The organism is Rubrivivax soli (assembly GCF_049810355.1).
Taxonomy (GTDB): domain Bacteria; phylum Pseudomonadota; class Gammaproteobacteria; order Burkholderiales; family Burkholderiaceae_C; genus Rubrivivax.
Window position 1 is genome coordinate 3,100,998 of sequence record NZ_CP187368.1, and the last position, 25,578, is coordinate 3,126,575.

Consider the following 25,578-nt stretch of genomic DNA (forward strand, 5'->3'; position numbering starts at 1 on the left):
GCGGTCGGCTCAGTCGCGCTCAGCAATGGCTCCAAAGATTATTGCACCGCCATCAGCGGCAGCCACAGCGTCACGGTGGTGCCGGCACCGGGCTCGCTGGCGAGCTCGACCTGCCCGCCCTGCAGCTCGATGATCTCCTTCACCAGGCTCATGCCCAGCCCGGTGCCCGGGATGTTGCCCGAGGGATCGGCACGGTAGAACCGCTCGAACACCCGCGCCTGCTGCTCCGGCGTCATGCCGATGCCGCTGTCGGTGATGCGCAGCGCCACCATCGGCTCGCCCCGTCGCTGCTCCAGTGCGCTGACCACGAGGATGCGGCCGCCGCCGGGCGAGTACTTGACGGCGTTCGACAGCACGTTGGTGAGCGCGCGGTTGGTCTTTTCGGGGTCCACCAGCAGCATGCAGTCGCCATGCGGCACCTGGACGTCCAGCGCGTGCCGGCCGGGCGCATCGGTCACGCCGATCACGCCGGAGATGGCGAACGGCCCCACCGCCTGCGTCACCAGGCTGTCCAGCCGGCACGGCTCGCGCCGCAGGTCCTTGCCCTGGCGGGCCTCGATGCGCGCCAGGTCCAGCAGCTCGTTGACCATGTTGATCAGCAGCGACGCCTGGCGGTGGATGGTCTGCAGCATGTCGCGCCGGCGCTCCTCGGGCACCGGGCGCGCCAGCAGCAGTTCGGTGAAGCCGAAGACGCTGACCATCGGCGTGCGCAGTTCGTGCGCCGCGGTGGTGAGGAACTCGCTCTTCATGCGATCGACCTCGGTCTCGCGCGTGACGTCGCGGTAGAACAGGATGGTCTCCTGCGCGGCGCCGGGTGCGCTGCGCACCATGCGCGCGAGCATGCGGCGCTCGGGGCGCAGCAGCGCCAGCAGTTCCGGCCCGTGCTCGAGCGCGCCGGCGACCGCCGGCGCGTCCAGCGCACGGTGCACCGGCGGCACCGGCTGCGCCGGGTCGCACAGCAGCGCAAAGCGCCGGTCGAACTCCACCAGCGGCAGCGCCTGCAGCGCGCTGCCGGCCTCGTCCCAGCCGGTCATCTGCAGGAACGCCGGGTTGCAGTAGACGAGCCGGTGGTCGGCGTCGAAGATGACGAACCCGTCGGGGCTGAGGTCGAAGACCGCGTTCAGCCGCGCGCTGCGCTCGGCGATCGCCAGCCGCGCGCGCTCGCGTTCGGTGACGTCGTTGTGCACGCCCACGTAGTGCCGCACGCCGCCCTCGGGGTCGATCACCGGCGCGATGCTGAGCTCGTTGAAGAACAGCGTGCCGTCCTTGCGGTAGTTGCGCAGCACGGCCTGCGCCGGGCGCCCGTCGCGGGCGGCAGCGCGCAGTGCAGCCAGCGCCGGCTGCTCGAAGTCGCCGCGCAGCAGGAAGCTGCCGTCGCGGCCGATCACCTCGCCGGGGTCGAACCCCGTCATCGCGCAGAACGCCGGGTTGGCGTAGAAGATGGGCTGGCCGGGCAGCGTCATGTCGGAGATGACGACGCCGTTGGCCGTGCAGTCCAGCGCCCGGCTGTACAGGTGCAGCATCGAGAATGTCATGCGCTGCTCGGTGACGTCGCGCACGACCGCGGCGTAGCGCACACCCTCGGCCGTCTCGGTGCGCGACAGCGACACCTCCACCGGAAACCGCGTGCCGCCGCGCCGGCTGGCGTGCGTCTCGAAGCGCGCCACGTGCGTGCCGCTGCTGCGCATGAACAGGCCGTCGCGCGTGCGCTGCTCGGCTTCCTGCAGCGTCAGGCCCGGCAGCAGGTCGCCGATGGCGTGCCCCAGCGCGTCCTCGGGCGCGATGCCGAAGACGCTGGCGACGCTGGAGTTGACCACCTCGACCCGGCCGGCTGCGTCCAGCCCGAGGATCACGTCGGGCACGGCATCCAGGATCGCGTGGATGCGCTGCTCGCGCCGCTCCGCGTCGCCCGCCGCTCCCGCGGGCGCGGCGCTCACGCCGTCTCCAGCAGCCGTTCGATGGTCTCGATGAGCTGCAGCGGGCTGAAGGGCTTGACCAGGTACTCGTCGGCGCCCGCGGCATTGCCGGCCTCGCGGTCGCGCGCCTGGCCGCGCGCGGTCAGCAGCACGATCTTCATGCCGCGCGTGGCGGGGTCGCTCTTCAGGCGCTGGCAGACCTGCAGGCCGTCGAGTTCGCCGGGCATCATCACGTCGAGCAGCACCAGGTCGGGCCGCACGGCCTGTGCCAGGCGCAGGCCGAACGCGCCGTCGGCGGCCTCGTGGATCTCGTAGGCCTCGAACTCCAGCGTCATGCGGATGAGCTTGCGGATGTCGGTCTGGTCTTCGACGATGAGAACGCGCTTCATGGCAGGCTCCTGGGTGCTGGGCACGGTGTGTCGGGTGTGGGGGTGGCGGGGGCAGGCTCAGTGCGCCTGGTCCGGCTTGTGCTTCCGCGAGCGCGCCATCAGCGCGGCGAGGTCGCGCGCGTACTGCTGGGCCTGGGCGATGTCGAGGTGGGCTTCGTCGCTGTGGTGCGGCGCGCCGGTGGGCAGGTCGATCAGGAAGTTGCGCTCGCCGTCCTCGATCTCCTCGCGCAGTTGGCCGCCGTGCAGGGACACGATGTGCTGGCACAGCTTCAGGCCGATCTGGTCGCGCGCCGCGGGCTGGTCCGCCCGTGCGTTCACCTTGGGGTCGTGGGGCATGTCGACGCCGCCGCGCGGCGCGAACATGCCGCAGTCCCGGAACACGATCAGCGCACGCGGACCCATCTGGCGGTGCTCGATCTGCAGCGTGGCGCCGCTGCGCGAACTGCGCAGCGCCGACTCCAGGCACTCCAGGAACACGCGGCGCAGCCAGTGGGTGCTGCCGTACAGGGTGGCCAGGCTGCCGGCTTCGGTCTGCGCCAGGAAGCGCACCTTGATGCCGCGGTGCAGCGCCAGCGGCTCGAGCGCGCCCCACACCTCCTGCAGCAGCGGCCACAACTCGATGCGGTCGGAGGCCAGCAGGGCGCCACTGCTCCACACCTGCGCCAGATCGACCAGCTTGTCGAGCACCCGGACGAGATCCTGCACGCCGTCGACCAGGGCGTCGACCTCGTGGCTGCCGCCGTGGTCATGCGCCACGGACAGGGCCTGCGCGGCCGCGCGCAGCGGATCGCGCAGGTCGGACCGGATCACCTGCATCAGGTTGTCGTAGGCGGTGCCGTCGCCGGCGCCGACGTCGGGCGCGATCAGCACGAAGGCGTCGTCCCGGGCCAGCCCCGGAATGACACGGCAGGCCAGCTCGCCCGGCGCGACACCCGGCCCGGGCGCGGGCCTGACGGCCGTGACGGTGCACGGCGCCTGGCCGCTGACGGCGGCCGCCACGGCGCGCGCCAGGTCCGGGTCGTAGAGCTTGCGGCCGACCTGGAGCCCGGTGCGCGCGCTGGCGTCGGCGTTGGCGTAGCGCACCACACCGTCGCGGTGGACCCAGAGCAGGCCGGGCTTCAGGCTTTCGAGCAGCTCCGTCAGGGAAGTGTGCATGTCTGTGACCTCACGATGGTCCATTCTGCATCTTTGCCCAGAGGGTGCGCGTGATTTCATCACATAAGTGGCATTAACTGCAAATGTGATACTTCTACTGGACTAGGGATGGACGGCAGGCACGCACCCGCGATGGCGCCTCGGGGCGCCGCCGGGCGCCTCAGGCGCCGGGCAGATGCTGCCGCAGGGCCGCCCATGCCTGCAGCGCAGCGGCTTCCGCGCCCTGCGCGGCCTGCCGTTCGGCCTCGGCCGCACGCTCGCTGCCAGGCAGGTCGCCCAGCGTCAGCAGCACGGTCTTCAGGCTGTGTGCCAGCCGGCGCAGCGCCGGCAGGTCGGCGTGCGCCGCGGCCGCGTCGCCTTGCTGCAGGTCGGTGGCGAACTGCAGCAGGCAGCTCTGGCGGTAGGCCGCGAAGAGTTCGGCGTTGCCGCCGAAGAAGCGCTGCACCGCCTGCTCCTGCGCCTGCTGCCGGGCATCGGCGGGCGCGCCGGTGGTCGGCACCACGGTCGCCGCCAGCGCGCGCTGCACGCAGGCCTCGAGCTCGGCCAGCGCCACCGGCTTGGCCAGCACCTCGTCCACGCCCAGCCCCAGCAGTTCGGCCCGGCGGCCCGTCGTCACCCCGGCACTGAAGGCCACCAGCCGCGCACCGGCGCGCCAGTCCGGGCGGGCGACCAGGTCGTGCAGCAGGTCCAGTCCGCTGCCGTCGGGCAGCATCAGGTCGCACAGCAACAGCCGCACCGGGGCCCGGTCGAGCTCGGCCCGCGCCTCGGCCAGCGTGGCGGCCGCCAGCAGGGTGATCGCAGTCTCGTCGAGCGCCATCGTCACGAAGCGCCGGATCGACGCGTCGTCTTCGACCAGCAGCACGCGCGGCAGCGGTGCGTCCTGGCCGGGGCCGGCACTCACGCCGGTGCGGCCGCCAGCGGCGGTGGCGCCTCGGCAGCCCCCGCCGGCGCCAGGGCCGCCTGCAGCAACGGCGGCAGGTCCACCACCATCTGCGGCTTGTGCACCACCGGCACCCCCTGCAGGGCGAACGCATAGGGCGCGCGCTGGGCCTCGTCGAGCGAGGTCACGACGATCAGGCGCATGCGACTGAACTGCGGGTGCGAGCGCAGGCTGGTGATGAGCGCCGCGCCGTCGATGCCGGGCAGCAGGATGTCGACGATCAGCACCTCGGGCTGCAGCTGGCCCACCATCGCCAGGCCGGTGATGCCGTCGTCGGCGACATGCAGGTCCACGCCCGGGAAACCCTGCTTCAGCAGCAGCGTGACCAGGTTCTGGAAGTGCTTGGAGTCCTCGATCAGCAGCACGCGCTGCGCGTGGCCGCCGCCGCCGCTGCCGCCTGCCGCGGTGCCGCGTGGCAGCCCGGCGCGCCGCGCCTCGCGCCAGCGCTGCACCGATTCGCGCGAGATGCGCCGGTGCCCGCCGGGTGTCTTCCACGCTTCGAGCTCGCCCCGGTCCACCATCATCTGCACCGAACGCACGGCCATGCCGAGCAGACGTGCCACTTCCAGCGTGCTGTAGTGGTCGCTGGGCGCCGTGGACGGGATCGGAGTCTCGCTCATTGAGTAATTCTGCCGAATTATTGAGCGAAAAGTGCATCCTTCGATCAAATGATCAAAGTGATATCCCTGATAATTCATCGGTGAGATGTCTGGAGACACCCTGGTGACCATAGCGACGACCCCTGCATCAGCCGTGCCCGCTCCGCACCCGCCGCTGCGCTTCGACAGCGCCGCCGCCGCGCAGATGGAATGCATGCTGCGGGACCTGGGCCGCGTCTACCGCGAGCGCAACGACGCCCTGCAGGAGGTGGCGCGCGCGCACCACGACGCGCTGTTCCGCCTGGCGCTGGCGGCCGAGTACCGCGACGACGACACCGGCGCACACATCGTGCGCATGGGCTTCCTGGCGGAGGCGCTGGCGCTGGGGCTGGGCGCCGACGCGGAGTGGGCGACGATGCTGCGCAAGGCGGCGCCGATGCACGACGTGGGCAAGATCGGGATCCCCGACAACGTGCTGAAGAAGCCCGGCCGCTTCGACGCCGCCGAGCGCGCGGTGATGAACCGCCACCCCGAGATCGGCGCAGGCATCCTGGGCCAGTCGCGCTTTCCGCTGTTCCAGCTGGCGGCCGAGGTGGCGCTGTCGCACCACGAGCGCTGGGACGGCAGCGGCTATCCGTCCGGCCTGGCCGGCGCCGCCATCCCGCTGGCCGGGCGCATCGTGGCCGTGGTCGACTTCTTCGACGCGCTGACGATGGACCGCTGCTACCGCATCGCCTTCAGCGACACGCAGGCCCTGCAGATGCTCCTGGCCGAGCGGGGCCGCGCCTTCGACCCGCAGGTGGTGGACACCTTCATCGCCCTGGCGCCGCACATGATTGCGCTGCGCGAGCGCATCAACCACCAGCAGCCCAGCTTCGCCGATCTCGCCGACGGCGCGCCGGCCGCACCCTTCGACCACGACTCCGGAGACCGTTCATGACGTTCCGCACCCTTGCCCGCAGCGTTGCCGCTGCCTGGATCGCCGCCGCCTGCAGCGCGGGCAGCGCGCTCGCCGGCCCGGTGCTCGACCGCATCCAGGCCGAGCGCGAGGTGCGTGTGTGCATCTGGCCCGACTATTACGGCGTGACCTGGCGCAACCCGCGCACGCAGCAGCTCGGCGGCATCGACATCGAGCTGTCGGCTGCCCTGGCGCGCGACCTGGGCGTGCAGCTGCGCTACGTGGACTCGTCGTTCGTGACGCTGGTCGACGACCTCAAGGGCGGCCGCTGCGACGTCGCGATGTTCGCCGTGGCGCAACTGCCGCAGCGCATGGAACACCTCAAGTTCTCGCGGCCGTACCTGCGCAGCGACATCTACGGCGTCACGACCAGGAGCAACCGCGCGGTGCGCCAGTGGTCCGACATCGACCAGCCCGGCGTGCAGGTGGCGGTGCAGGCCGGCACCTTCATGGAGCCGGTGATGAAGGCAGCGCTGAAACAGGCGAAGATGGTGAGCATCCGCCCGCCGGCCACGCGGGAGAACGAGCTCGAGGCCGGCCGGGTCGACGTCTTCATGACCGACTACCCCTACAGCCGCCGCCTGCTCGACAACGCCGACTGGGCGACCCTGATCTCGCCGCCTGCGCCCTTCCACGTGCTGCCGTACGCCTACGCGGTCAAGCCCGGCGACGACGCCTGGCTGGCGACCGTCGATGCGTTCGTGCAGCGCATCCAGCGCGACGGTCGCCTGGAAGCGGCGGCCAAGCGCCACGGCCTGTCGGAGATCGTGGTCCGCTGATGGTCGGCAGCTCGGCCCAGCCCATCCGTGCCCGCTGGGTGGCCATCGGCGGTGCGGCGCTCGCCCTGCTGGTGCTGGCCGCGCTGCTGGCGCTGGCCTGGCACGACCGCGACATGGCGATCGAGAACCGCCGCGACCGCAGCGAGCTGATGGCGCGGGTGCTGGAAGATCACGCCACGCGCAGCTTCGACACCGCGGCGCTGGCCTTGTCGACGCTGGCCGACCTGCTGGCCAAGGAGCCGCCCGGGCACAGCACGCAGATCGGCACGCTGCTGTCGCAGACGCTGGTCGGCCTGCCGCTGCTGCGCAGCGTGGCCGTGCTCGACGCCGGCGGGCGGGTGCTGGCGAGCACCGTGCCGTCGGACCTGGGTGTGCAAGTCGAGCTGCGGCGCCTGGGTCCGATCCCGGCCGCCGGGCGCGACAGCCTGGGCCGCTTCCTGCCCGGCCGCGGCCTGCAGGCGCTGGCCGTCGGTGCGGGCGCGGACGCCGTGGCGGCACGCGGCGTCGGCTTCATCCCGATGCTGCGGCGCGTGGACGGCGCCGACGGCAGCACGCTGCTGCTGCTGGGCCTGCTGAACCCCGACTTCCTGGCCAACCAGCAGCAGCAGACGCTGGACCACATCAGCGGCGTCGCGGTGCTGGCGGACTACGACGGCCGCGTGCTGGCGGCCACCACGGCCGCGCCGGTGCTGCCCGGCGCGCAGGTCCAGGGCCTGACCGTGTTCACGCGGCTGCTGCCCGACACCGAGCATGCCAGCCTGGTCGGCCCCGGCCTCGGCGAGGGGCGGCGCATCCTGGCCTACCGCGCGCTGCGCGCGCGCCCGCTGGTGGCGCTGGTGGAGTTCCCCGAGTCCGTGGCGCTGGCGCGCTGGTGGGACAGCGCGCGCTGGCTGGCGATGGTGGGTGCCGCGGCGATGCTGGTCATCGGCGCGATGACCTGGGTGGCCGCGCGCAGCGTGCGCCTGCGCGAATCCGCGCGGCGCCAGCGCGACCACGCGCAGCACGCCGTGGCGCAGCGCGAACGCGAGCTGAGCGTGCTCGTCAAGAGTGTGCAGGAGCTGATCTTCCGCACCGACGCCAACGGCACGCTCACCTTCGTCAACGCGCGCTGGCAGGCGGCCATCGGCCAGCCGCCCGGCCGGCTCCTGGGCCGCCCGCTGGCCGATCTGGTGGCCGACAGCGCACGGGCCGAGACACGCGCGCTGTTCGCGCCCGGCGAGCACGGCACGCGCGGCGCGCACGTGCTGCTTGGCGGCCAGGACGGCGCCCCGCCACGCCACTTCGACGTCGCCGTGGCGCCGCTGCTCGACGGCCAGCTGGTGGTGGGCTTCGCCGGCAGCGCGGTCGACGTCACCGAACGATGGACCGCGCAGCGGCAGCTGCAGGAGCAGCTCGCATTCTCGGCGCTGCTGCTGGACACCATCCCGCTGCCGGTGAGCCTGCTCGACCGCGAAGGCCGCTACGTCACCGTCAACCAGGCCTGGGAGGAGTTCACCCGCCGCCGCCGCGCCGACGTCACCGGACGCCGCGCCCGCGACTACCTGCCGCCCGAGGAGGCCGCACTGCACGATGCCAAGGACTCGGAACTGCTGGCCCGCGGCGGCCGCGTGCGCTACGAGGCCGAGCTGGCCCACCCCGACGGCTCTCGGCGCACCCTGGCGCTGACGAAGGCCGCGGTGCCGGGCGCCGAAGGCACGCCCAGCGGCGTGCTCGTCACCTTCATGGACGTGAGCGAGTTCCGCGAAGCCGAGCGCGCCACGCGCGACGCGCGCGACGCGGCGGAAGAGGCCTCGCGCGCGAAATCGGAGTTCATCGCCAACATCAGCCACGAGCTGCGCACGCCGCTGCAGAGCATCATCGGCTTCTCCGAGCTCGGCATGCACCGCGGCCGCGAGCACACGCGCCTGGCGGCCATGTTCACCGACATCCACGCGTCCGGCCAGCGCATGCTGGCGCTGGTGAACGACCTGCTCGACGTGGCCAAGATCGAAAGCACGGTCGGCACCTTCCACCTCGAACGCACCGACCTGCGGCCCCTGGTGCGCGACGTGGTGCGCGAACTGGAGCCGCTGCTGGTCGCGCGGCGCCTGCGCATCGACGCCGCGCTGGGCGACCTGCCGCTGGTGGCCAAGGTCGACCCGCTGCGCTTCCAGCAGGTGGTGCGCAACGTGGTCGCCAACGCGGTGAAGTTCTCGCCTGCCGGCGCCACCATCGACGTCTGCGGCGACCTCGACGCCCACCAGCAGGTGGTGCTGACGGTGCGCGACCACGGCCCGGGCATTCCGCCGGCCGAACTGGAAAGCATCTTCGAGGCCTTCGTGCAGAGCAGCAAGACCAAGGACGGCTCGGGCGGCACGGGCCTGGGCCTGGCCATCTGCCGCAAGATCGTCCGGGCGCACGGCGGCACCATCCTGGCCGAGAACGCCGACGGCGGAGGCAGCCGCTTCACCATCGCCCTGCCGGCGCGCGGATTCAGCGAGACCGTGGTGTAAGCCCGCCCCGGGCCGCCCCGGACGCTGGGGATAATGCCCCAGGCGAGAGGAAGGAAACGAGATGGTCATGCACCTCCGGGCGCTGTTGCTGGCAGCGCTGTGCGGCATCGCTCCGGCACAGGCGGCGGACTCCGCGGGCATCGTCAAGCGCGTGCAGGGCACGGTGATGCTGCAGCGCGCCGGGCAGTCCGCGCCGGCCACACCGGTCACGCCCGGCACCGCGGTGCAGGTCGGCGACCGGCTCGTCACCAGTGCCGACGGCGCCGTCGGCCTGACCATGGCCGACGACACCCTGCTCACGGCCGGCCCCGGCAGCACGCTGGTGATCAGCGAGTTCCGCTTCGACAGCACCACGCACGAAGGCAGCTTCCTGGCCACGCTGCTGCAGGGCACGCTGAGCATGGTGACGGGCCTGATCGCCAGGCAGGCGCCGCAGAACGTGAACGTGCAGACGCGCAACGCCGTGATGGGCGTGCGCGGCACCGAGTTCATCGTCGATGCGCGCGGGGGCGGGCAATGAACCGGCCGTGCGCACCGGCCTGTGCGGCACCCGCCGCCGCCGCCCTGGCCGCCCTGCTGCTGGCAGGCTGCGCGCCGCTGACCGAGCGCGTGATCCTGTTGCCCGCCAGCGGCGGCGGCGGCAGCGGGGCGCTGTCGGTGAAGACGCCGCAGGCCGAACTGCTGCTGGCCGAGCCCTATGCGCAGGCCGACGTCGTCGGCGGCGTGCCGCGGCGGCAGACGAGCAGCGCGCAGGACGTGCAGGCGGCCTATGGCGGCCTGCTGGCGCTGCAGCCGCCGCGGCCGCAGCGCTTCGTGCTGAACTTCGAGATCGGCGGCGACACGCCCACGGCGGAGTCGCTGCCGGTGCTGGAGCGGCTGCGCGCGGCGCTGGCCGCCACGCCGGGCGCCGATCTGGTGGTGGTCGGCCACACCGACCGCGTCGGGGCCGTCGAGGCCAACGACCGCCTCGGCCTGCAGCGGGCGCAGTCGGTGCGCGACCGCCTGGTGGCCGCCGGCGCCGCGCCCGAGCGCATCAGCGTCGCCGGCCGTGGTGAACGCGAGCCGCTGGTGGCCACCGACGACGAGGTGCCCGAGCCGCGCAACCGGCGTGTCGAGATCAAGCTCCGTTAGGGCCTGGCTCGGCGCGGCGCTGCTGGCGCTGCTGCTCGCGCACACGCTCGGCCACTGGCCGCTGCGCGCGGTGCAGGCGCTGGACGCCGCGGCGCACGACCAGCGCCTGCGCAGCCTGGCCGGCGGGACGCGCGACGAGCGCATCGCCGTCGTCGGCATCGACGACGTGGCCCTGGCCACGCAGGGCCGCTGGCCCTGGCCGCGCGAGCGGCTGGCGTTGCTGGTCGAGCGCCTGTTCAGCGCCGAAGGCGCACGCCTGGTGGGGTTGGACATGATCCTGGCCGAGCCCGACACCGCCGCCGGCGACGCGCAGCTGGCCGCCGCGCTGGCCCGCCACCCGGTGGTGCTGGGGCTGCACCTGAACGCGGTGCAGGGCACGCCGCGCACCGGGCAGCTGCCGCCCGGCCTGCCCGTGGCCGCGCCGCCGGCGGCACTGCCGCCCTGGTACGGCCACGCGGCGCCGCTGCCGCAGCTGCAGCAGGCCGCGGCCGGCGCCGGCTTCGTCAACGCCAGCGTCGATGCCGACGGCATCACGCGCCGCGCGCCGCTGCTGGCCTGGCACGACGGCCGCCACCTCGGCAGCCTGGCGCTGGCGCTGGCGCACACGCTGCGCGGCGACGCCGTGCTGGCCGCGCTGCGCCTGGCCGACGCCCAGGGCCAGGTGCTGCTGCCGTTCCCGGCCGATGGCGCCCGGGTGCTGCAGGTCTCGGCGGCCGACGTGCTGGCCGGCACCGTGCCGGCGGACACGCTGCGCGGACGCATCGTGCTGGTGGGCATGGCCGCTGCCGGCCTGATCGACCAGCACAGCACGCCGACGGGCCTGCTGCAGCCGGGCGTGGAACTGCACGCGAACCTGCTCGGCGGCCTGCTCGACACGCGCCTGCCGCACGCGCCCGCATGGGCGCCGGCGCTGACGGCGCTCACGCTGCTGGCACTGGGCATCCCCCTGCTGCTGGCGCTGCCGCGCTGGCCGCTGGGGCGCGGCACCGCGGTCTGCGCCGCGCTGGCGCTGGCCCTGGTGGCGGCGAACGCCGCCGCCTGGGTGCTGGCAGGCTGGGCGCTGCCGCTGGCGCCGCCGCTGCTGCTGCTGGCCGGCCTGTACCTGCTGCAGCTGTTCTTCGGCCAGCTCGCCGAGGCGCTGGCGCGGCGGCGGCTGGCGGCGCTGTTCGGCCACTACGTGCCGCCCGAACTGGTCAAGCTGATGAGCCGCGACCCCGAGCGCTACACGATGGACAGCCGCAGCGCCGAGCTGACCGTGCTGTTCGCCGACGTGCGCGGCTTCACCACGTTCTCGGAGCAGCTCACGCCCACCGAGCTGGCTGCGCTGATGAACCGCTACCTGTCGGTGATGACGGACATCGTGCGCCAGCACCGCGGCACGCTCGACAAGTACATCGGCGACGCGCTGATGGCCTTCTGGGGCGCGCCGCTCGACGACGCGCAGCACGCCGAGCACGCGGTGCAGGCGGCGCTGGCGATGCAGGCCGCGCTGCCGGCGCTGAACGCCGAGTTCGCGGCCCGCGGCTGGCCGCTGATCCGCATCACCATCGGCATCAACACCGGTGCCATGGTGGTGGGCGACATGGGCTCGCGCCACCGTCGCGCCTACACCGTGCTGGGCGACGCGGTGAACGTGGCGGCGCGGCTGCAGGAACTGTCGGGCAAGCTGGAGGCGCCGGTGATCATCGGCGAGGCCACGCGGGCGCAGCTGCCGCCGATCTGGCCCTGCCGCGAGATCGAGCGGGTCACGGTGCGCGGGCGCGCCACCGCGATGACGATCTACCAGCCGCTGCCGCCCCCGCCGCAGGGCGCTGAGGACGACCGGCAAAGCATCACGGTTCGGCCCTGAACGCCCTCGGGTGACCCGCTTGCCAGGGGGTGGCAACGGGTGCACACTGGGTCGAACGGACCTCCTGTCGACCGCACCGTTGTCCCCCTCCTCCCGGTCCTCTTCCCCCCTCCCGCCTCGATTCCCCGAAGCCGGCCCTGCCGGGCGCGGCCGTTTCCCACTCCCTTGCCAAGGAGATTCTCGATGAACTTGACGATCAGCGGACATCACCTCGAAGTCACGCCCGCTCTGCGAGAGTATGTGCTCACGAAGCTGGACCGCGTCACGCGCCACTTCGACCAGGTCGTCGACGTCAACGTGCTACTGACCGTGGAGAAGCTGAAGGAAAAGGAGCGCCGGCAGAAGGCCGAGGTCACCCTGCACGTGAAGGGCCGCGACATCTTCGTCGAACAGAGCCACGAAGACCTGTACGCGGCGATCGACCAGCTGATGGACAAGCTCGACCGCCAGGTCGTGCGCCACAAGGACAAGCTGCAGGACCACCACCACCAGTCGCCCAAGCGCCTGGACGCCGGGGCCCCCTGACCGCGGCGCGCGCCTGACGTGTGTCAACCGACGGCCCTGCGGGGCCGTTTTTCATGGCAACCGGGTCCGGCGCGACCACGCCGCCCCGGCCACACGCCCACCGGACGACGCCGTTGTTGCTGCATTGCCGCAACAGTTCGCGTTTCCCCGCAGATGGGGCCCCCGGGAAAGCCAGGGTCTTGACATGCGGTTGCTATGATCTGGCGCTCTGTAACACAACGCGGTGACTGGGCAGCAACCAAGTCCACTGCGAGGGGAACCGCCCCATGAATCGTCTCGCCGCCATCCTTCCCGCCAGCAACGTGCTGGTGAACGTGGATGCGACCAGCAAGAAGCGCGTGTTCGAGCAAGCCGGCCTGCTGTTCGAGAACCAGCACGCCATCGCCCGCGGCATCGTCACCGACAACCTGTTCGCGCGCGAACGCCTGGGCTCCACCGGCCTCGGGCACGCGGTGGCCATCCCGCACGGGCGCATCAAGGGGCTGAAGAACCCGCTGGCCGCCGTGGTGCGCGTGCAGCAGGCGATCCCCTTCGACGCCCCCGACGACGAAGCCGTGGCGCTGCTGATCTTCCTGCTGGTGCCCGAGGCTGCGACGCAGCGGCACCTGGAGATCCTGTCGGAGATCGCCGAGATGCTGTCCGACCGCGAGCTGCGCGAACGGCTGAAGACCGAGCCCGACGCCGCCGCCGTGCACAAGCTGATTTCCGACTGGGAACCGCTCAAGTCCGTGGCATGACCCCGGCCGCGGGATGAAGCCGACCTCCATCAGCGCCGAAGCGCTGTTCGAGGCGCACCGCGAGGCGATGCGCTGGGAATGGATCGCCGGCCACGCGCACCCCGAACGCCGCTTCGACGACGCCGCGGTGCGCGACGCGCAGAGCGCCGCCGACCTGGTCGGCTACCTGAACTACATCCACCCCTACCGGGTGCAGATCGTCGGCCGCCGCGAGGTGGCCTACCTCCTGGCCAGCGCCCCGGACGACATGGAGCGCCGCATCGCGCGCATCGTCACGCTGGAGCCGCCGGTGATCATCGTCGCCGACGCCGAATCGCCGCCCGACCGGCTGGTGGCCATGTGCGACCGCGCCGAGATCCCGCTGTTCACCACCAAGGAATCGGCCGGCCACGTCATCGACGTCGTGCGCGCCTATCTCGCGCACCTGTTCGCCGAACGCACCACGCGCCACGGCGTGTTCATGGACATCCTGGGCCTGGGCGTGCTGCTCACCGGCGAGTCCGGGCTCGGCAAGAGCGAACTCGGGCTCGAACTGATCAGCCGCGGCCACGGCCTGGTGGCCGACGATGCGGTGGACCTCTACCGCATCAGCCAGACGGCGCTGGAAGGCCGCTGCCCCGAGCTGCTGCTGAACCTGCTGGAAGTGCGCGGCATCGGCCTGCTCGACATCAAGGCCATCTTCGGCGAGACCGCGGTGCGGCGGAAGATGCGGCTGCGGCTCATCGTGCACCTGGTGCGCAAGGAGACGATGGAGCGCGAGTTCGAGCGCCTGCCGTACGAGCCGCTGTACGAGGACATCCTGGGCATCCCGGTGCGCAAGGTGGTGATCGCGGTGGACGCCGGCCGCAACCTCGCCGTGCTGGTCGAGGCCGCGGTGCGCAACACCGTGCTGCAGCTGCGCGGCATCGACACCTACCAGGAGTTCATCGAGCGCCACCAGCGCGCGATGGAGAAGGGCCAGGGCGGCTGAACCGCCCTGCAAGGATCCGGCTCCGCCGGACCGCAGCAGACGCCCCCTCGGGGGGGTGAGCCCGCACCGAGTGGGCGCCTGCGCGCCCGCGAGAGGCTGGGGAACGCTTGATGGCTTGCAAGCCATCGAGCAGCGACCGCAGGGAGCGTGGGGGCCCTACTTCTGCCGGTGCACGCAATCGGTCTTGGTGCACCGCGCGTAGAGCGACAGCGAGTGTTCGTGCAGCTCGAAGCCGCGCGTCTCGGCGATGGCCCGCTGGCGCGACTCGATCTCGGGGTCGTAGAACTCCTCGACGCGGCCGCAGGTCAGGCACACCAGATGGTCGTGGTGCTGGCCCTCGTTGAGCTCGAACACCGACTTGCCGCTCTCGAAGTTGCTGCGCGCCAGCAGCCCGGCCTGCTCGAACTGCATCAGCACGCGGTAGACCGTGGCCAGGCCGATGTCGGCGCCTTCGGTCAGCAGGGCCTTGAACACGTCCTCGGCCGTCAGGTGGCGGCGCTCGGACTGCTGGAAGACCTCGAGGATCTTGATGCGGGGCAGCGTGGCCTTCAGGCCGCTGCTCTTCAATTCGTCGGCTTTGGTCATGGTCGATCCTCGCAGGGCGCAATCGCGCGACGCAGGGCGGCAACAGAAGGTGCCCAGCTAGAATCCGGCGATCATAGCCAGCTCCCGCTGCCCCGCCCCCGCGGTGGCACGCCGCACCCGTTTCCCATGCACCGATCCCTGGTTCCGCTGCTCGGCGCCGTGCTGCTCGGCGGCTGCGCGTCCTCCATGCAGTCGACCGACGACTTCCTCGGCGTCATCACGCCCTACCGCATCGACATCGTGCAGGGCAACGTGGTCACGAAGGAGCAACTGGCGCTGCTGCGGCCAGGCATGAGCCGCAGCCAGGTGCGCGACATCCTCGGCACACCGCTGATCACCGACCCCTTCCACGCCGAACGCTGGGACTACATCTTCACCATCCGCCGCCCCGGCACCGAGGCGCAGCGCCGCAGCGTCGTCGTGCGCTTCGAAGGCAACGCGATGGCCTCGGTGGAAGCGCCCGAGCTGCCGTCGGAGCGCGATTTCGTCGCCGGCATCACGCGCGAAGGCGAGCGCAAGGTGCCCAAGCTCGAACTCACCGAGGAAGAGCGCAAGGCCCTGCCGCTGCCGCAGCGGCGCGAGGCCCCGGCCGCCGAGCCCATGGGCGCGGTGCGCAGCTACCCGCCGCTGGAGGCCACGTGAGCGCCGCCGCGCCGATCCGGGTCGCGGTGGCCGGCGCCAGCGGGCGCATGGGCCGCATGCTGGTCGAGGCCGTGCTGGCCAGCACCGACTGCCGCCTGGCCGGTGCGCTCGACGTCGCCGGCAGCCCTGCCGTCGGCCAGGACGCCGGCGCCTTCCTGGGCCGCGCCACCGGCGTGGCCATCACCGCCGACCTGCACGCCGGGCTGGCGGGCGCCGACGTGCTGATCGACTTCACGCGCCCCGAAGGCACGCTCGCGCACCTGGCCGCCTGCCGCGCGCTGGGCGTGAAGGCGGTGGTCGGCACCACCGGCTTCAGCCCGGGGCAGAAGGCCGAGATCGGCGCCTGCGCGGCGCACACCGCCGTCGTCTTCGCCGCCAACATGAGCGTGGGCGTGAACGTGGTGCTGCGCCTGCTGGACCTGGCCGCGCGGTCGTTGTCCGAGGGCTACGACATCGAGATCGTCGAGGCCCACCACAAGCACAAGGTCGACGCGCCCAGTGGCACCGCGCTGGCGATGGGCGAGACCATCGCCCGGGCGCTGGGCCAGGACCTGCAGCAGCAGGCCGTGTTCACGCGCGAAGGCCACACCGGCCCGCGCCAGCCCGGCACGATCGGCTTCGCCACCATCCGCGGCGGCGACATCGTCGGCGACCACACCGTGCTCTTCGCCGGCACCGGCGAGCGCATCGAGATCACGCACCGCAGCAACAGCCGCGCGAACTACGCCGAAGGCAGCCTGCGGGCAACGCGCTTCCTGGCCGCGCTGCCGCCGGGCACGGCCGGCCTGTACGACATGCAGGACGTGCTGGGCCTGGCGCGCTGACCGCTGACGATGGACGGCCTCGCGCACTTCTGGAACCAGGCCGACGGCGTCGGCCGCGCGGTGGCGCTGCTGCTGCTGGCGATGTCGGTGGCGGCCTGGGTGCTGATCGTCTGGAAGGGCTGGCTGCTGCGGCGCGCCAGCAGCGACATCGCCCGTGCCGTGCCCGCCTTCTGGGACGCCGCCACGCTGGCCGACGGCCGCACGCGGCTGGCGGCGATGGACCGCGAAGCCGTGCTGCTGCCGCTGCTGGACGCCGCCTGCGCCACGCCGGCCACCGGCACGCTGGGCACGCAGGGCGACCCCGCCTCGCAGCTGACACGCCGGCTGCGCGATGCGCTGCACCGCGGCCTGGCGCACCTGCAGACCGGCCAGGTGCTGCTGGCCAGCGTCGGCAGCACGGCGCCCTTCGTCGGGCTGTTCGGCACCGTCTGGGGCATCTACCACGCGCTGGTGGCCATCGCGGCCTCGGGCAGCATCACGATCGAGAAGATCGCCGGCCCGGTGGGCGAGGCGCTGATCATGACCGCCGCGGGCATCGCCGTGGCCATCCCGGCGGTGCTGGCCTTCAACATCTTCGGCAAGCGCGTGGCCGCCTGCGAGGCCGAGCTCGAAGGCTTCGCGCACGACCTCAGAGAGATGGCTCTCGACAAGAGCCGCTGACATGGCCTTCGGACGCCTGGAGCGCCGCCCCGGCGCCGAGCCGATGAGCGACATCAACATGACGCCGCTGATCGACGTGATGCTGGTGCTGCTGGTGATCTTCATCATCACCGCGCCGCTGATGACGAGTTCGCTCAAGCTCGACCTGCCCAGCACCGCAGCCGCGCGCCCGAGCGACGCGCCGGCCTTCGTGGCGCTGGCGGTCGACGCACAGGGCCGGCTCTTCGTCGGCGACACGCCGGTCACACCGCAGCAGCTGCTGGAGCAGGTGCGCGCCGCCGCCGCGCGCGACCCGGGCACCGAGGTGCAGCTGCGCGCGGACCAGGCCGTGCCCTACGGCCGCGTCGCCGAGCTGATCGGCCTGGTGCAGGAAGCCGGCCTCACGCGCATCGGCTTCGTGACGGACAGCGCCGGCAAGTAGCGCCGGCAAGCAGGCGCCGCCGCGGCCGGCGGCGCTCCCTACAATCCGGCGCATGAACGAGAAATACGCCCCCGCCGAGGTCGAAGCCGCCGCGCAGGCGCACTGGGCGGCCACCGACGCCTTCCGTGTCGTCGAGCACCCGAACAAGCCCAAGTTCTACGCCTGTTCGATGCTGCCCTACCCCAGCGGCAAGCTGCACATGGGGCACGTGCGCAACTACACCATCAACGACATGATGGCGCGCTACCTGCGCATGAAGGGCATGAACGTGCTGATGCCGATGGGCTGGGACGCCTTCGGCCTGCCGGCCGAGAACGCGGCCATCGACAACAACGTGCCGCCGGCGGCGTGGACCCGCCAGAACATCGCCGACATGAAGAGCCAGATGCAGCCGCTGGGCCTGGCCTTCGACTGGCAGCGCGAGGTCGCGACCTGCGACCCCGGCTACTACAAGTGGAACCAGTGGTTCTTCCTGAAGATGCTCGAGAAGGGCATCGCCTACCGCAAGACGCAGATCGTCAACTGGGACCCGATCGACCAGACCGTGCTGGCCAACGAGCAGGTGGTCGACGGCCGCGGCTGGCGCAGCGGCGCCGTCGTCGAGAAGCGCGAGATCCCCGGCTACTACCTGGCCATCACGCAGTACGCCGACGAGCTGCTGGCGGGCGTGAACGACAGCACCAGCCCGCACTACCTGGAAGGCTGGCCCGAGCGTGTGCGGCTGATGCAGGAGCACTGGATCGGCAAGAGCGAAGGCGTGCGCTTCGCGTTCCCGCACACCATCCGCGACGCCAGCGGCGCGCTGGTGCAGGACGGCCGGCTGTACGTGTTCACGACCCGCGCCGACACCATCAAGGGCGTGACCTTCTGCGCCGTCGCACCCGAGCACCCGCTGGCCACGCTGGCCGCGCAGTCCGACCCGGCGCTGGCAGCCTTCATCGAGGACTGCAAGAAAGGCGGCACCACCGAAGCCGAGCTGGCGCTGAAGGACAAGGAAGGCCGGCCCACGGGCCTGTCCGTCACGCACCCGCTCACCGGCACGCAGGTGCCGGTGTGGGTGGGCAACTACGTGCTGATGACCTACGGCGACGGCGCCGTGATGGGTGTGCCGGCGCACGACGAGCGCGACTTCGCGTTCGCGAAGAAGTACGGCATCGACATGCTGCAGGTGGTGCACGTCGACGGCGAGCACTTCAGCTACGACCACTGGCAGGACTGGTACGCCGACAAGAGCCGCGGCATCACGATCAACTCGGGCAACTACAGCGGCCTGCCGTACAAGGCGGCGGTCGATGCCATCGCCGCGGCGCTGCAGGACAAGGGCCTGGGCGAGAAGAAGACCACCTGGCGGCTGCGCGACTGGGGCATCAGCCGCCAGCGCTACTGGGGCACGCCGATCCCCATCATCCACTGCGCCAGCTGCGGTGCGGTGCCGGTGCCCGAGGCCGACCTGCCCGTGCTGCTGCCCGAGGACCTGGTGCCCGACGGCAGCGGCAACCCGCTGAACAAGTCGTCGAAGTTCCTCGACGTGGCCTGCCCGCAGTGTGGCAAGCCGGCGCGGCGCGAGACCGACACGATGGACACCTTCGTCGATTCGTCCTGGTACTACATGCGCTACTGCTGCCCCGACAGCGACTCGGCCATGGTCGACGCGCGCAACGAGTACTGGATGCCGATGGACCAGTACATCGGCGGCATCGAGCACGCCGTGCTGCACCTGCTGTACGCGCGCTTCTGGACCAAGGCGATGCGCGACCTGGGCCTGGTCGGCTACAGCGAGCCGTTCAAGAACCTGTTCACGCAGGGCATGCTGCTCAACGAAAGCTTCTACCGCGAGGACGAGGCCGGCAAGAAGCGCTGGTTCTACCCGAGCGAGGTCGAGGTCCGCTACGACGAGCGCGGCCACCCCGTGGGCGCCACCGCGCGCAGCGACGGCCAGCCGGTGGTGCTGGGCGGCATCGAGAAGATGTCCAAGAGCAAGAACAACGTCGTCGAGCCGAAGGACATCATCGCGAAGTTCGGCGCCGACACCGCTCGCGTGTTCACGATGTTCGCCGGTCCGCCCGACCAGAGCGCGGCGTGGTCCGACAGCGGCGCCGAAGGCGTGTTCCGCTTCCTGCGCCGGCTGTGGGCCTTCGGCGTGAAGCAGGCGCCACGCCTGCGCGGACCGGTGGTCGCGGCCAGCGGCACCAATGCGCTGCGCTACGAGGTGCACACGCTGCTGCGGCAGATCACGCACGACTACGACCGCATGCAATACAACACCGTCGTCAGCGGTGCGATGAAGCTGCTGAACGCGCTGGAAGACGGCGCCGCGGCGGCCGACGACGCGACGCTGCGCGAAGGCGTGGGCATCCTGCTGCGCGCGCTGTACCCGGCGGCGCCGCACGTCACGCACGGTTTGTGGACCGAGCTCGGCTTCGCCACCAGCCTGGGCACGCTGATCGATGCGCCGTGGCCCGCGGTCGACGACGCGGCGCTGGTGCGCAGCGAGATCGAGCTGGTGCTGCAGATCGGCGGCAAGCTGCGCGGGGCCATCCGCGTGCCGGCCGACGCCGACCGCGCCGCCATCGAGGCCATGGCGCTGGCGACGCCCGAGTTCGCGAAGTTCTCCGAAGGCAAGCCCGCGAAGAAGGTCGTGATCGTGCCGGGCCGGCTGGTGAATGTCGTCGTCTGACACCCGGCGCCGCTTGCTGGCCGGCGCCGGCGCGCTGGCCGTGTCGGCACTTGCCAGCTGCGGCTTCCAGCGCCGGCAGCCGCCGGTGCTGGCCTTCCGCAGCATCGCGCTGACAGGGTTCGCGCCGGACTCGCCGCTGGCCGAGGAACTGCGCCGCGGCCTCGCCCGCAGCGTGCAGGTGCTGGACGACCCGGCGCGTGCCGAGGTGGTGCTGCAGGCCAGCACCGACCAGCGCGAGAAGAGCGTGGTCGCATCCACTTCGGCCGCGCAGGTGCGCGAGTTCCAGCTGCGCCTGAAGTTCGACTTCGCCGCGCGCACGCCCGGTGGGCGCGAGCTGATCGCGCCGGTGGCGCTGCTGCTGTCGCGCGACATGAGCTACAGCGAGGCCGCGGCACTGGCCAAGCAGCAGGAAGAGGCCGAGCTGTACCGCGAGATGCAGAGCGACGTGGTGGCGCAGGTGCTGCGCCGGCTGGCGGCGGTGCGCCTGTAGACATGCAGCTGCGCCCCGAACAGCTCGACAGCCACCTGGCGCGCCCCGCGCACGAGCTGCGCCGCATCTACACCGTGCACGGCGACGAGCCGCTGCTGGCGCAGGAAGCCTGCGACGCGATCCGCGCCGCGGCGCGTGCGGCCGGCTACAGCGAGCGCAAGGTGTTCACCGTCAGCGGCGCGCACTTCGACTGGAGCGGCGTGCTCGGCGCGGCGCAGGCGATGAGCCTGTTCGCCGACCGGCAGCTGATCGAGATCCGCATCCCCTCGGGCAAGCCCGGCAAGGAAGGCTCGGAAGCGCTGCAGCGCTACTGCGAGTCGCTCGGCGACGACGTGCTGACGCTGGTGCAGCTGCCGCGGCTCGACTTCCAGCAGGTCAAGTCGGCCTGGTTCACCGCGCTCGACGCGGCCGGCGCCACGGTGCGCGTGGAGCCGATCGAGCGCAAGGCACTGCCGGCGTGGATCGCCCAGCGCCTGGCGCGCCAGGGCCAGCGTGTGCCCGGCGGCGAGCCGGGGCAGCGTGCGTTGGCGTTCTTTGCCGACCGCGTCGAAGGCAACCTGCTCGCCGCGCACCAGGAGCTGCAGAAGCTTGCGCTGCTGCACCCGCCCGGCGAGCTGCAGTTCGAGCAGATCGAGGCCGCGGTGCTCGACGTGGCGCGCTACGACGTCTTCAAGCTCGGCGAAGCCGTGCTCGCCGGCCAGGTGGCGCGCGCGCTGCGCATGCTCGACGGGCTGCAGGCCGGCGGCGAGGCTGCGGTGCTGGTGCACTGGACGCTGGCCGAGGACATCCGCGGCCTGGCGCGCGTGCGCGCCGCGCTCGACGACGGCAAGCCGCTGCCGCTGGCGCTGCGCGAGGCGCGCGTGTGGGGCCTGAAGGAAAAGCTCTATGAACGCGCCGCGCCGCAGCTGGCCGGCCACCAGCTGCAGCACCTGCTGGAAGCCGCCAGCATCTGCGACGGCATCGCCAAGGGCCTGCGCCACCCCGACTGGCCCACCGATGCCTGGGCGGCGCTGCAGCGGCTGGTGCTGATGCTGCTGCAGGCCGTGACCGGCCGCGCCGGCGCGCCGGCGCTGGCGCTGCAGGCCTGACGGCGCGCGCCGCGTCGGGCGGGCGGCGTCAGGCGGGCCGCGGTCGCCGCGCCGCCACCTTGTGCAGCAGTTCCAGCAGCAGCGCGCGCTCGGCGGGGCTGAGGTTGTCCACCGCGGCGGCCTCGGCGGCGATGATGTCCTGCGCCGCCTGTCGCGCCAGTGCAGCGCCCTCGGGCGTCAGCATCACCGGCTGCGTGCGCCGGTCGGACTCGCTGCGCACCCGCGCGATGAGCCCGCGGCGCTCCAGCCGTTCCAGCCAGGTGGTCAGGTTCGGCGGCGTCACGGCCAGCGCGCGTGCCAGCTGCCGTGCGCTGACACCCGGGTTGTGGTCCAGCAGCGCCAGGATCGTGAACTCCACCGGCCGCAGTGCCAGGCGCCGGCCGGCGCTCTGCAGGAAGACCTCGTCGGTGGTCAGCCGCGCCTGCGCCAGCTGGTAGCCCAGGATGCCCTGCAGGCCGGTCTCGGCGAGCCGGCCGGCCGGGGTTTCGTCAAGCGCTTTGCGTTGCGGCATGGCGCCGGATTGTCCTGCAGCGGCACCGCGGGATTGTCCGGGTGTGCGTCGCCAGTTAATTAAGTAACTTAACGATCTGGTCGGTGCTGCGCCTGGGGCGGGTCCGGCCCCAACTCCAGGAGACAAGACGATGCACACCCGATTCCAGCCCCCGAGAGCAGGACAGGCCGGACTGGTCCTGCTGGCCGCGCTGGCCACCCTGGCCGGCTGCGGCGCCGACGACGACGCCGTGCAGCCGGCGCAGCTGAGCCCCGCGCGGCCGGCGGCGTTCTCCGGCACCTGCGACACGATGCAGGCCCGCCTGGCCGGCCTGGCCGACACCACCATCACCGCGGCACAGGACATCGCCGCCGGCACGCTGACGGTCGGCGGCCAGCCGGTGCCGGCGCACTGCCGCGTCACCGGCCGCATGCTGGAGCGCACGAGCGCGGTCGACGGCAACAGCTACGCCATCGGCTTCGAGATGCGGCTGCCGCTGGCCTGGAACGGCCGCTTCTTCCACCAGGGCAACGGCGGCATCGACGGCAGCGTCGTGCCGGCCACCGGCAGCAGCGGCGGCGGGCCGCTGACGCACGCGCTGCACCAGGGCTTCGCTGTGCTCAGCTCGGATGCCGGCCACGCCGGCGCGCTCGGGCCCACCTTCGGCATCGATCCGCAGGCGCGGCTGGACTACGGCTACCAGGCCGCGATCAAGCTCACACCGATGGCCAAGAGCCTGATCGGCACCGCCTACGGCCGCGGCCCCGACCGCTCGTACTTCGGCGGCTGCAGCAACGGCGGGCGCCACGTCTTCAACGCCTTCACGCGCATGCCCGAACAGTACGACGGCTACCTGGCCGGCGCACCCGGCTTCAACCTGCCCAAGGCGGCGGTGGCCAACATCTTCGGCGCGCAGCGCTATGCCAGCGTCGCGACCAACCCGGCCGACCTGTCCACCGGCTTCACCGCTGCCGAACGCGCCACCGTGGCTGCCGCGGTGCTGGCCAGGTGCGACGCGCTCGACGGCGCGACGGACGGCCTGGTGCAGGACGTGCAGGCCTGCCAGGCCGCGTTCACGCTGGCTGCCGACGTGCCCACCTGCAGCGGCGACCGCGACGGCAGCTGCCTCAGCGCGGCGCAGAAGACGGCCATCGCGCCGATCTTCAGCGGTGCCGTCACGGGCAGCGGCGCGCCGGTGTACACGCGCTTCCCGTTCGACGCCGGCATTGGCGCGGGCGGCATCGCGTTCTGGGAGTTCACCGCGCCGGTGGCGCTGGACTCGGGCGCGGTCGGCTTCATCTTCGGCGTGCCGCCGCAGGACCCGGCCACGTTCAACGGCCCGGCGTGGTCGCTGGCGGCCGACATCGGCCAGCTCGTCACCAGCATCAACGCCAGCAGCGCCACCTACACCGAGTCGGCGATGCAGTTCATGACGCCGCCGAACCCGACCAAGCTGGCCGCGGTGCGCGACCGCGGCGCGAAGATCCTGGTCTACCACGGGGTCAGCGACGCGATCTTCTCGGCCAAGGACAGCATGGCGTGGATGCGCGGCGTCGCCGCCGAGCACGCCGACGCCGCGGCATTCGCGCGGCTGTTCCTGGTGCCCGGCATGGGCCACTGCAGCGGCGGCCCGGCGACCGACCAGTTCGACGCGCTCGGCGCGCTGGTGGCCTGGGTCGAGCACGGCCAGGCGCCCACGCAGCTGCTCGCCAGCGCACGCGGCGCGGGCAACCCCGGCGGCGTCAACGCCGAGGTGCCGGCAGGCTGGGCCGCCAACCGCAGCCGCCCGTTGTGCCCGTACCCGCAGGTGGCGCGCTACAGCGGCAGCGGCAGCCTCGACGCGGCCAGCAGCTTCGCCTGCAGGCCGTGACACCGGCCATGACCTGAGACGTCATCGACGGCCCGCGACCGCGGGCCGACCATGCAGGCCATCGCAATCACCGATGGAGCCCACGATGACGACCCAGACCCTGCACCCTGCCGGCCGCGCCGCGGCCGTGGTTCCGGCGCCGATGCTGCTGGCGGCCTTGCGCGCCGACGCCGCGGTGTCGGCCGCCGCCGCGCTGCTGCAGCTGCTGGCCGGCCCTGCGCTGGCCACGGCCACCGGGCTGGCGCCCGCGCTGCTGCTGGCCAGCGGCGTGTTCATGGTGGGCTACGTCGCGCTGCTGCTGTGGGCCGGCACGCGCACGCGGCTGGCGCGCGGCCTGGCCAGGCTGTTCGTCGTCGGCAACCTGGGCTGGGCTGCCGGCTGCGTGCTGCTGGCCGCGTTCGGGCCGGCGCAGACAACCGCGGCCGGCCAGGCCTACCTGCTGCTGCAGGCGCTGGGCGTGGCGACCCTGGCGCTGTGGCAGCGCGCAGGGCTGCGGCGCTCGGCGGCGGCTCAGTAGCCGCGCGCGCGGTCGACCAGGTGCGCGATCGGCCGTCCGTCGCGCAACGCCCGCAGGTTGGCCGCCGCGATCGCGCTGGCGCTGTGCGCGCTGGTCGCGGCCGCCACGTGCGGCAGCAGCGTCACGCCGTCGTGCGTCCAAAAGCGGTGCTCCGGCGGCAGCGGTTCCTGGTGGAACACGTCGAGCACGGCGTGCGCGAGCTGCCCGCTGTCGAGCGCCGCCAGCAGGTCGGCGTCGACCACGTGCGGGCCGCGGCCCAGGTTCACGAGGCTGGCGCCGCGCGGCAGCGCGGCGAAGAAGGCCGCGTCGAGCAGGCCGCGCGTGGCCGGCGTCAGCGGCAGCAGGTTGACGACGATCTCGTGCGTGGCCAGCAGCGGTGCCAGCGCCACGCCCCGCCGCCAGCCGCTGACGCGGTAGCCCTGCGCCTGCAGCACCGCGGCCGCGGTGCGGCCCATCTCGCCCTGGCCCAGCACCAGCACCGGCACGGCGTCGGCATGGCGCAGCGCGTGCTGCCGCCACAGGCCCAGGCGCTGCTGGCGCGCATAGGTGAAGAAACCGCGGTGCAGCGACAGCACGGCCCACAGCACGGTCTCGGCCATCGTGCGGTTCATCACCGGGTCGACCATGCGTACCACCGGCACGCCGGCGGGCAGCGTGGTGTCGTCGAGCAGGCGGTCCACGCCCGCCCACAGCGACTGGATCAGCCGCAGCCGCGGCGCGTGCGCCAGCGCCCCGGGCGGCGGGTTGGCGACGATCGCGGCGTCGGCTTCTGCGGCGCCCGCGGCGTCGTCGACCCAGGTGGCCTCGGGCAGCGCTGCGGCCAGCGCCTGGCGCCAGTCCGCGTCGATCTCGCCGGCCAGCAGCACCTGCATGC

26 protein-coding genes are annotated in these 25,578 nt (G+C 72.4%); 18 read left to right on the forward strand and 8 right to left on the reverse strand.

Features of this window, described 5'->3' with window-relative positions; genetic code table 11:
• Positions 1-38 precede the first annotated feature (38 nt).
• The 5 genes from ACPOLB_RS14095 to ACPOLB_RS14115 all read right to left on the reverse strand — a co-directional run bounded on the left by ACPOLB_RS14095 (position 39) and on the right by ACPOLB_RS14115 (position 5,020).
• On the reverse strand, positions 39-1,937 hold the full coding sequence (locus ACPOLB_RS14095) for a PAS domain S-box protein (protein WP_425256629.1): 1,899 nt from the start codon (positions 1,935-1,937) through the stop codon (positions 39-41).
• A complete protein-coding gene (locus ACPOLB_RS14100) occupies positions 1,934-2,305 on the reverse strand; it encodes a response regulator transcription factor (RefSeq protein WP_425256630.1) in 372 nt (123 codons plus the stop codon). Before ACPOLB_RS14100 ends, ACPOLB_RS14095 begins: the two co-directional genes overlap by 4 nt.
• Before the next feature lie 57 nt (positions 2,306-2,362).
• Complete coding sequence (locus ACPOLB_RS14105) at positions 2,363-3,460, reverse strand: sensor histidine kinase (protein ID WP_425256631.1); 1,098 nt, start codon at positions 3,458-3,460, stop codon at positions 2,363-2,365.
• 160 nt (positions 3,461-3,620) lie between these two features.
• Positions 3,621-4,361: a response regulator transcription factor gene (locus ACPOLB_RS14110; protein ID WP_425256632.1), complete on the reverse strand. Its 741-nt coding sequence runs from the start codon at positions 4,359-4,361 to the stop codon at positions 3,621-3,623.
• Positions 4,358-5,020: a response regulator gene (locus tag ACPOLB_RS14115; RefSeq protein WP_425256634.1), complete on the reverse strand. Its 663-nt coding sequence runs from the start codon at positions 5,018-5,020 to the stop codon at positions 4,358-4,360. Before ACPOLB_RS14115 ends, ACPOLB_RS14110 begins: the two co-directional genes overlap by 4 nt.
• Positions 5,021-5,204: 184 nt before the next feature.
• Here ACPOLB_RS14115 and ACPOLB_RS14120 point away from each other — a divergent pair, with 184 nt between their 5' ends.
• From ACPOLB_RS14120 to hprK, 9 genes are all read left to right on the forward strand, one after another.
• Positions 5,205-5,939 carry an HD-GYP domain-containing protein gene (locus ACPOLB_RS14120; protein WP_425261924.1) on the forward strand — a complete coding sequence of 245 codons (735 nt, stop codon included), beginning with the start codon at positions 5,205-5,207 and terminating at the stop codon, positions 5,937-5,939.
• Positions 5,936-6,736, forward strand: a complete 801-nt coding sequence (locus ACPOLB_RS14125; RefSeq protein WP_425256635.1) for an ABC transporter substrate-binding protein — start codon at positions 5,936-5,938, stop codon at positions 6,734-6,736. The genes ACPOLB_RS14120 and ACPOLB_RS14125 overlap by 4 nt, the downstream gene beginning before the upstream one ends.
• On the forward strand, positions 6,736-9,228 hold the full coding sequence (locus ACPOLB_RS14130) for an ATP-binding protein (RefSeq protein WP_425256636.1): 2,493 nt from the start codon (positions 6,736-6,738) through the stop codon (positions 9,226-9,228). The genes ACPOLB_RS14125 and ACPOLB_RS14130 overlap by 1 nt, the downstream gene beginning before the upstream one ends.
• Positions 9,229-9,289: 61 nt before the next feature.
• Entirely contained in the window at positions 9,290-9,748 is a 459-nt protein-coding gene (locus ACPOLB_RS14135) for a FecR family protein (RefSeq protein WP_425256637.1), read from the forward strand.
• Positions 9,745-10,359 carry an OmpA family protein gene (locus ACPOLB_RS14140; protein WP_425256638.1) on the forward strand — a complete coding sequence of 205 codons (615 nt, stop codon included), beginning with the start codon at positions 9,745-9,747 and terminating at the stop codon, positions 10,357-10,359. Before ACPOLB_RS14135 ends, ACPOLB_RS14140 begins: the two co-directional genes overlap by 4 nt.
• Complete coding sequence (locus tag ACPOLB_RS14145; RefSeq protein ID WP_425256639.1) at positions 10,337-12,208, forward strand: CHASE2 domain-containing protein; 1,872 nt, start codon at positions 10,337-10,339, stop codon at positions 12,206-12,208. Before ACPOLB_RS14140 ends, ACPOLB_RS14145 begins: the two co-directional genes overlap by 23 nt.
• Before the next feature lie 183 nt (positions 12,209-12,391).
• A complete protein-coding gene (gene hpf, locus ACPOLB_RS14150; protein ID WP_425256640.1) occupies positions 12,392-12,733 on the forward strand; it encodes a ribosome hibernation-promoting factor, HPF/YfiA family in 342 nt (113 codons plus the stop codon).
• A gap of 266 nt (positions 12,734-12,999) precedes the next feature.
• The gene (locus tag ACPOLB_RS14155; RefSeq protein WP_425256641.1) at positions 13,000-13,470 is read left to right on the forward strand and encodes a PTS sugar transporter subunit IIA; all 471 of its coding nucleotides are present in this window, start codon (positions 13,000-13,002) and stop codon (positions 13,468-13,470) included.
• A gap of 13 nt (positions 13,471-13,483) precedes the next feature.
• A complete protein-coding gene (gene hprK, locus ACPOLB_RS14160) occupies positions 13,484-14,440 on the forward strand; it encodes an HPr(Ser) kinase/phosphatase (RefSeq protein WP_425256642.1) in 957 nt (318 codons plus the stop codon).
• Positions 14,441-14,596: 156 nt separating this feature from the next.
• On the opposite strand, the gene fur is transcribed toward hprK, so the two are convergent.
• The gene (gene fur, locus ACPOLB_RS14165; protein WP_425256643.1) at positions 14,597-15,025 is read right to left on the reverse strand and encodes a ferric iron uptake transcriptional regulator; all 429 of its coding nucleotides are present in this window, start codon (positions 15,023-15,025) and stop codon (positions 14,597-14,599) included.
• A gap of 126 nt (positions 15,026-15,151) precedes the next feature.
• On the opposite strand from fur, the gene ACPOLB_RS14170 reads away from it, so the two are divergent.
• From ACPOLB_RS14170 to holA, 7 genes are read left to right on the forward strand one after another with little or no spacing between them, the layout of a single operon-like run.
• On the forward strand, positions 15,152-15,667 hold the full coding sequence (locus ACPOLB_RS14170; RefSeq protein WP_425256644.1) for an outer membrane protein assembly factor BamE: 516 nt from the start codon (positions 15,152-15,154) through the stop codon (positions 15,665-15,667).
• A 47-nt stretch (positions 15,668-15,714) separates the two neighbouring features.
• Entirely contained in the window at positions 15,715-16,491 is a 777-nt protein-coding gene (dapB, locus tag ACPOLB_RS14175; RefSeq protein ID WP_425261925.1) for a 4-hydroxy-tetrahydrodipicolinate reductase, read from the forward strand.
• Positions 16,492-16,500: 9 nt separating this feature from the next.
• Positions 16,501-17,151, forward strand: coding sequence for a MotA/TolQ/ExbB proton channel family protein (locus ACPOLB_RS14180; RefSeq protein ID WP_425256645.1), 651 nt, complete (start codon positions 16,501-16,503; stop codon positions 17,149-17,151).
• Position 17,152: 1 nt separating this feature from the next.
• Entirely contained in the window at positions 17,153-17,572 is a 420-nt protein-coding gene (locus ACPOLB_RS14185; protein WP_425256646.1) for an ExbD/TolR family protein, read from the forward strand.
• A 52-nt stretch (positions 17,573-17,624) separates the two neighbouring features.
• On the forward strand, positions 17,625-20,249 hold the full coding sequence (gene leuS, locus ACPOLB_RS14190; protein ID WP_425256647.1) for a leucine--tRNA ligase: 2,625 nt from the start codon (positions 17,625-17,627) through the stop codon (positions 20,247-20,249).
• Positions 20,236-20,739, forward strand: a complete 504-nt coding sequence (lptE, locus tag ACPOLB_RS14195) for an LPS assembly lipoprotein LptE (protein ID WP_425256648.1) — start codon at positions 20,236-20,238, stop codon at positions 20,737-20,739. The genes leuS and lptE overlap by 14 nt, the downstream gene beginning before the upstream one ends.
• A 2-nt stretch (positions 20,740-20,741) precedes the next feature.
• On the forward strand, positions 20,742-21,827 hold the full coding sequence (holA, locus tag ACPOLB_RS14200; protein WP_425256649.1) for a DNA polymerase III subunit delta: 1,086 nt from the start codon (positions 20,742-20,744) through the stop codon (positions 21,825-21,827).
• A gap of 28 nt (positions 21,828-21,855) precedes the next feature.
• Here holA and ACPOLB_RS14205 read toward each other — a convergent pair whose 3' ends face one another.
• A complete protein-coding gene (locus ACPOLB_RS14205) occupies positions 21,856-22,338 on the reverse strand; it encodes a MarR family transcriptional regulator (RefSeq protein WP_425256650.1) in 483 nt (160 codons plus the stop codon).
• Positions 22,339-22,468: 130 nt separating this feature from the next.
• Here ACPOLB_RS14205 and ACPOLB_RS14210 point away from each other — a divergent pair, with 130 nt between their 5' ends.
• Together ACPOLB_RS14210 and ACPOLB_RS14215 are read left to right on the forward strand one after the other, a co-directional pair.
• Positions 22,469-24,187 (forward strand): tannase/feruloyl esterase family alpha/beta hydrolase, encoded by a 1,719-nt coding sequence (locus ACPOLB_RS14210; RefSeq protein ID WP_425256651.1) that lies wholly within the window; start codon positions 22,469-22,471, stop codon positions 24,185-24,187.
• An 85-nt stretch (positions 24,188-24,272) separates the two neighbouring features.
• The gene (locus ACPOLB_RS14215; protein WP_425256652.1) at positions 24,273-24,704 is read left to right on the forward strand and encodes a hypothetical protein; all 432 of its coding nucleotides are present in this window, start codon (positions 24,273-24,275) and stop codon (positions 24,702-24,704) included.
• On the opposite strand, the gene ACPOLB_RS14220 is transcribed toward ACPOLB_RS14215, so the two are convergent.
• The gene (locus ACPOLB_RS14220) at positions 24,698-25,576 is read right to left on the reverse strand and encodes a 2-hydroxyacid dehydrogenase (protein WP_425256653.1); all 879 of its coding nucleotides are present in this window, start codon (positions 25,574-25,576) and stop codon (positions 24,698-24,700) included. The genes ACPOLB_RS14215 and ACPOLB_RS14220 overlap by 7 nt on opposite strands.
• Positions 25,577-25,578 lie beyond the last annotated feature (2 nt).

What these genes read in the sequence shown, in the direction of transcription:
- ACPOLB_RS14215 (WP_425256652.1), top strand. Translation starts at nt 24,273, where the DNA reads ATGACGACCCAGACCCTGCACCCTGCCGGCCGCGCCGCGGCCGTGGTT.
- ACPOLB_RS14130 (WP_425256636.1), top strand. Translation starts at nt 6,736, where the DNA reads ATGGTCGGCAGCTCGGCCCAGCCCATCCGTGCCCGCTGGGTGGCCATC.
- ACPOLB_RS14105 (WP_425256631.1), bottom strand. Translation starts at nt 3,460, where the DNA reads ATGCACACTTCCCTGACGGAGCTGCTCGAAAGCCTGAAGCCCGGCCTG.
- hpf (WP_425256640.1), top strand. Translation starts at nt 12,392, where the DNA reads ATGAACTTGACGATCAGCGGACATCACCTCGAAGTCACGCCCGCTCTG.
- ACPOLB_RS14115 (WP_425256634.1), bottom strand. Translation starts at nt 5,020, where the DNA reads ATGAGCGAGACTCCGATCCCGTCCACGGCGCCCAGCGACCACTACAGC.
- holA (WP_425256649.1), top strand. Translation starts at nt 20,742, where the DNA reads ATGCAGCTGCGCCCCGAACAGCTCGACAGCCACCTGGCGCGCCCCGCG.
- leuS (WP_425256647.1), top strand. Translation starts at nt 17,625, where the DNA reads ATGAACGAGAAATACGCCCCCGCCGAGGTCGAAGCCGCCGCGCAGGCG.
- ACPOLB_RS14180 (WP_425256645.1), top strand. Translation starts at nt 16,501, where the DNA reads ATGGACGGCCTCGCGCACTTCTGGAACCAGGCCGACGGCGTCGGCCGC.
- ACPOLB_RS14205 (WP_425256650.1), bottom strand. Translation starts at nt 22,338, where the DNA reads ATGCCGCAACGCAAAGCGCTTGACGAAACCCCGGCCGGCCGGCTCGCC.
- ACPOLB_RS14185 (WP_425256646.1), top strand. Translation starts at nt 17,153, where the DNA reads ATGGCCTTCGGACGCCTGGAGCGCCGCCCCGGCGCCGAGCCGATGAGC.
- ACPOLB_RS14170 (WP_425256644.1), top strand. Translation starts at nt 15,152, where the DNA reads ATGCACCGATCCCTGGTTCCGCTGCTCGGCGCCGTGCTGCTCGGCGGC.
- lptE (WP_425256648.1), top strand. Translation starts at nt 20,236, where the DNA reads ATGTCGTCGTCTGACACCCGGCGCCGCTTGCTGGCCGGCGCCGGCGCG.
- ACPOLB_RS14140 (WP_425256638.1), top strand. Translation starts at nt 9,745, where the DNA reads ATGAACCGGCCGTGCGCACCGGCCTGTGCGGCACCCGCCGCCGCCGCC.
- ACPOLB_RS14210 (WP_425256651.1), top strand. Translation starts at nt 22,469, where the DNA reads ATGCACACCCGATTCCAGCCCCCGAGAGCAGGACAGGCCGGACTGGTC.
- dapB (WP_425261925.1), top strand. Translation starts at nt 15,715, where the DNA reads ATGGGCCGCATGCTGGTCGAGGCCGTGCTGGCCAGCACCGACTGCCGC.
- ACPOLB_RS14155 (WP_425256641.1), top strand. Translation starts at nt 13,000, where the DNA reads ATGAATCGTCTCGCCGCCATCCTTCCCGCCAGCAACGTGCTGGTGAAC.
- ACPOLB_RS14120 (WP_425261924.1), top strand. Translation starts at nt 5,205, where the DNA reads ATGGAATGCATGCTGCGGGACCTGGGCCGCGTCTACCGCGAGCGCAAC.
- ACPOLB_RS14100 (WP_425256630.1), bottom strand. Translation starts at nt 2,305, where the DNA reads ATGAAGCGCGTTCTCATCGTCGAAGACCAGACCGACATCCGCAAGCTC.
- hprK (WP_425256642.1), top strand. Translation starts at nt 13,484, where the DNA reads ATGAAGCCGACCTCCATCAGCGCCGAAGCGCTGTTCGAGGCGCACCGC.
- ACPOLB_RS14135 (WP_425256637.1), top strand. Translation starts at nt 9,290, where the DNA reads ATGGTCATGCACCTCCGGGCGCTGTTGCTGGCAGCGCTGTGCGGCATC.
- fur (WP_425256643.1), bottom strand. Translation starts at nt 15,025, where the DNA reads ATGACCAAAGCCGACGAATTGAAGAGCAGCGGCCTGAAGGCCACGCTG.
- ACPOLB_RS14220 (WP_425256653.1), bottom strand. Translation starts at nt 25,576, where the DNA reads ATGCAGGTGCTGCTGGCCGGCGAGATCGACGCGGACTGGCGCCAGGCG.
- ACPOLB_RS14125 (WP_425256635.1), top strand. Translation starts at nt 5,936, where the DNA reads ATGACGTTCCGCACCCTTGCCCGCAGCGTTGCCGCTGCCTGGATCGCC.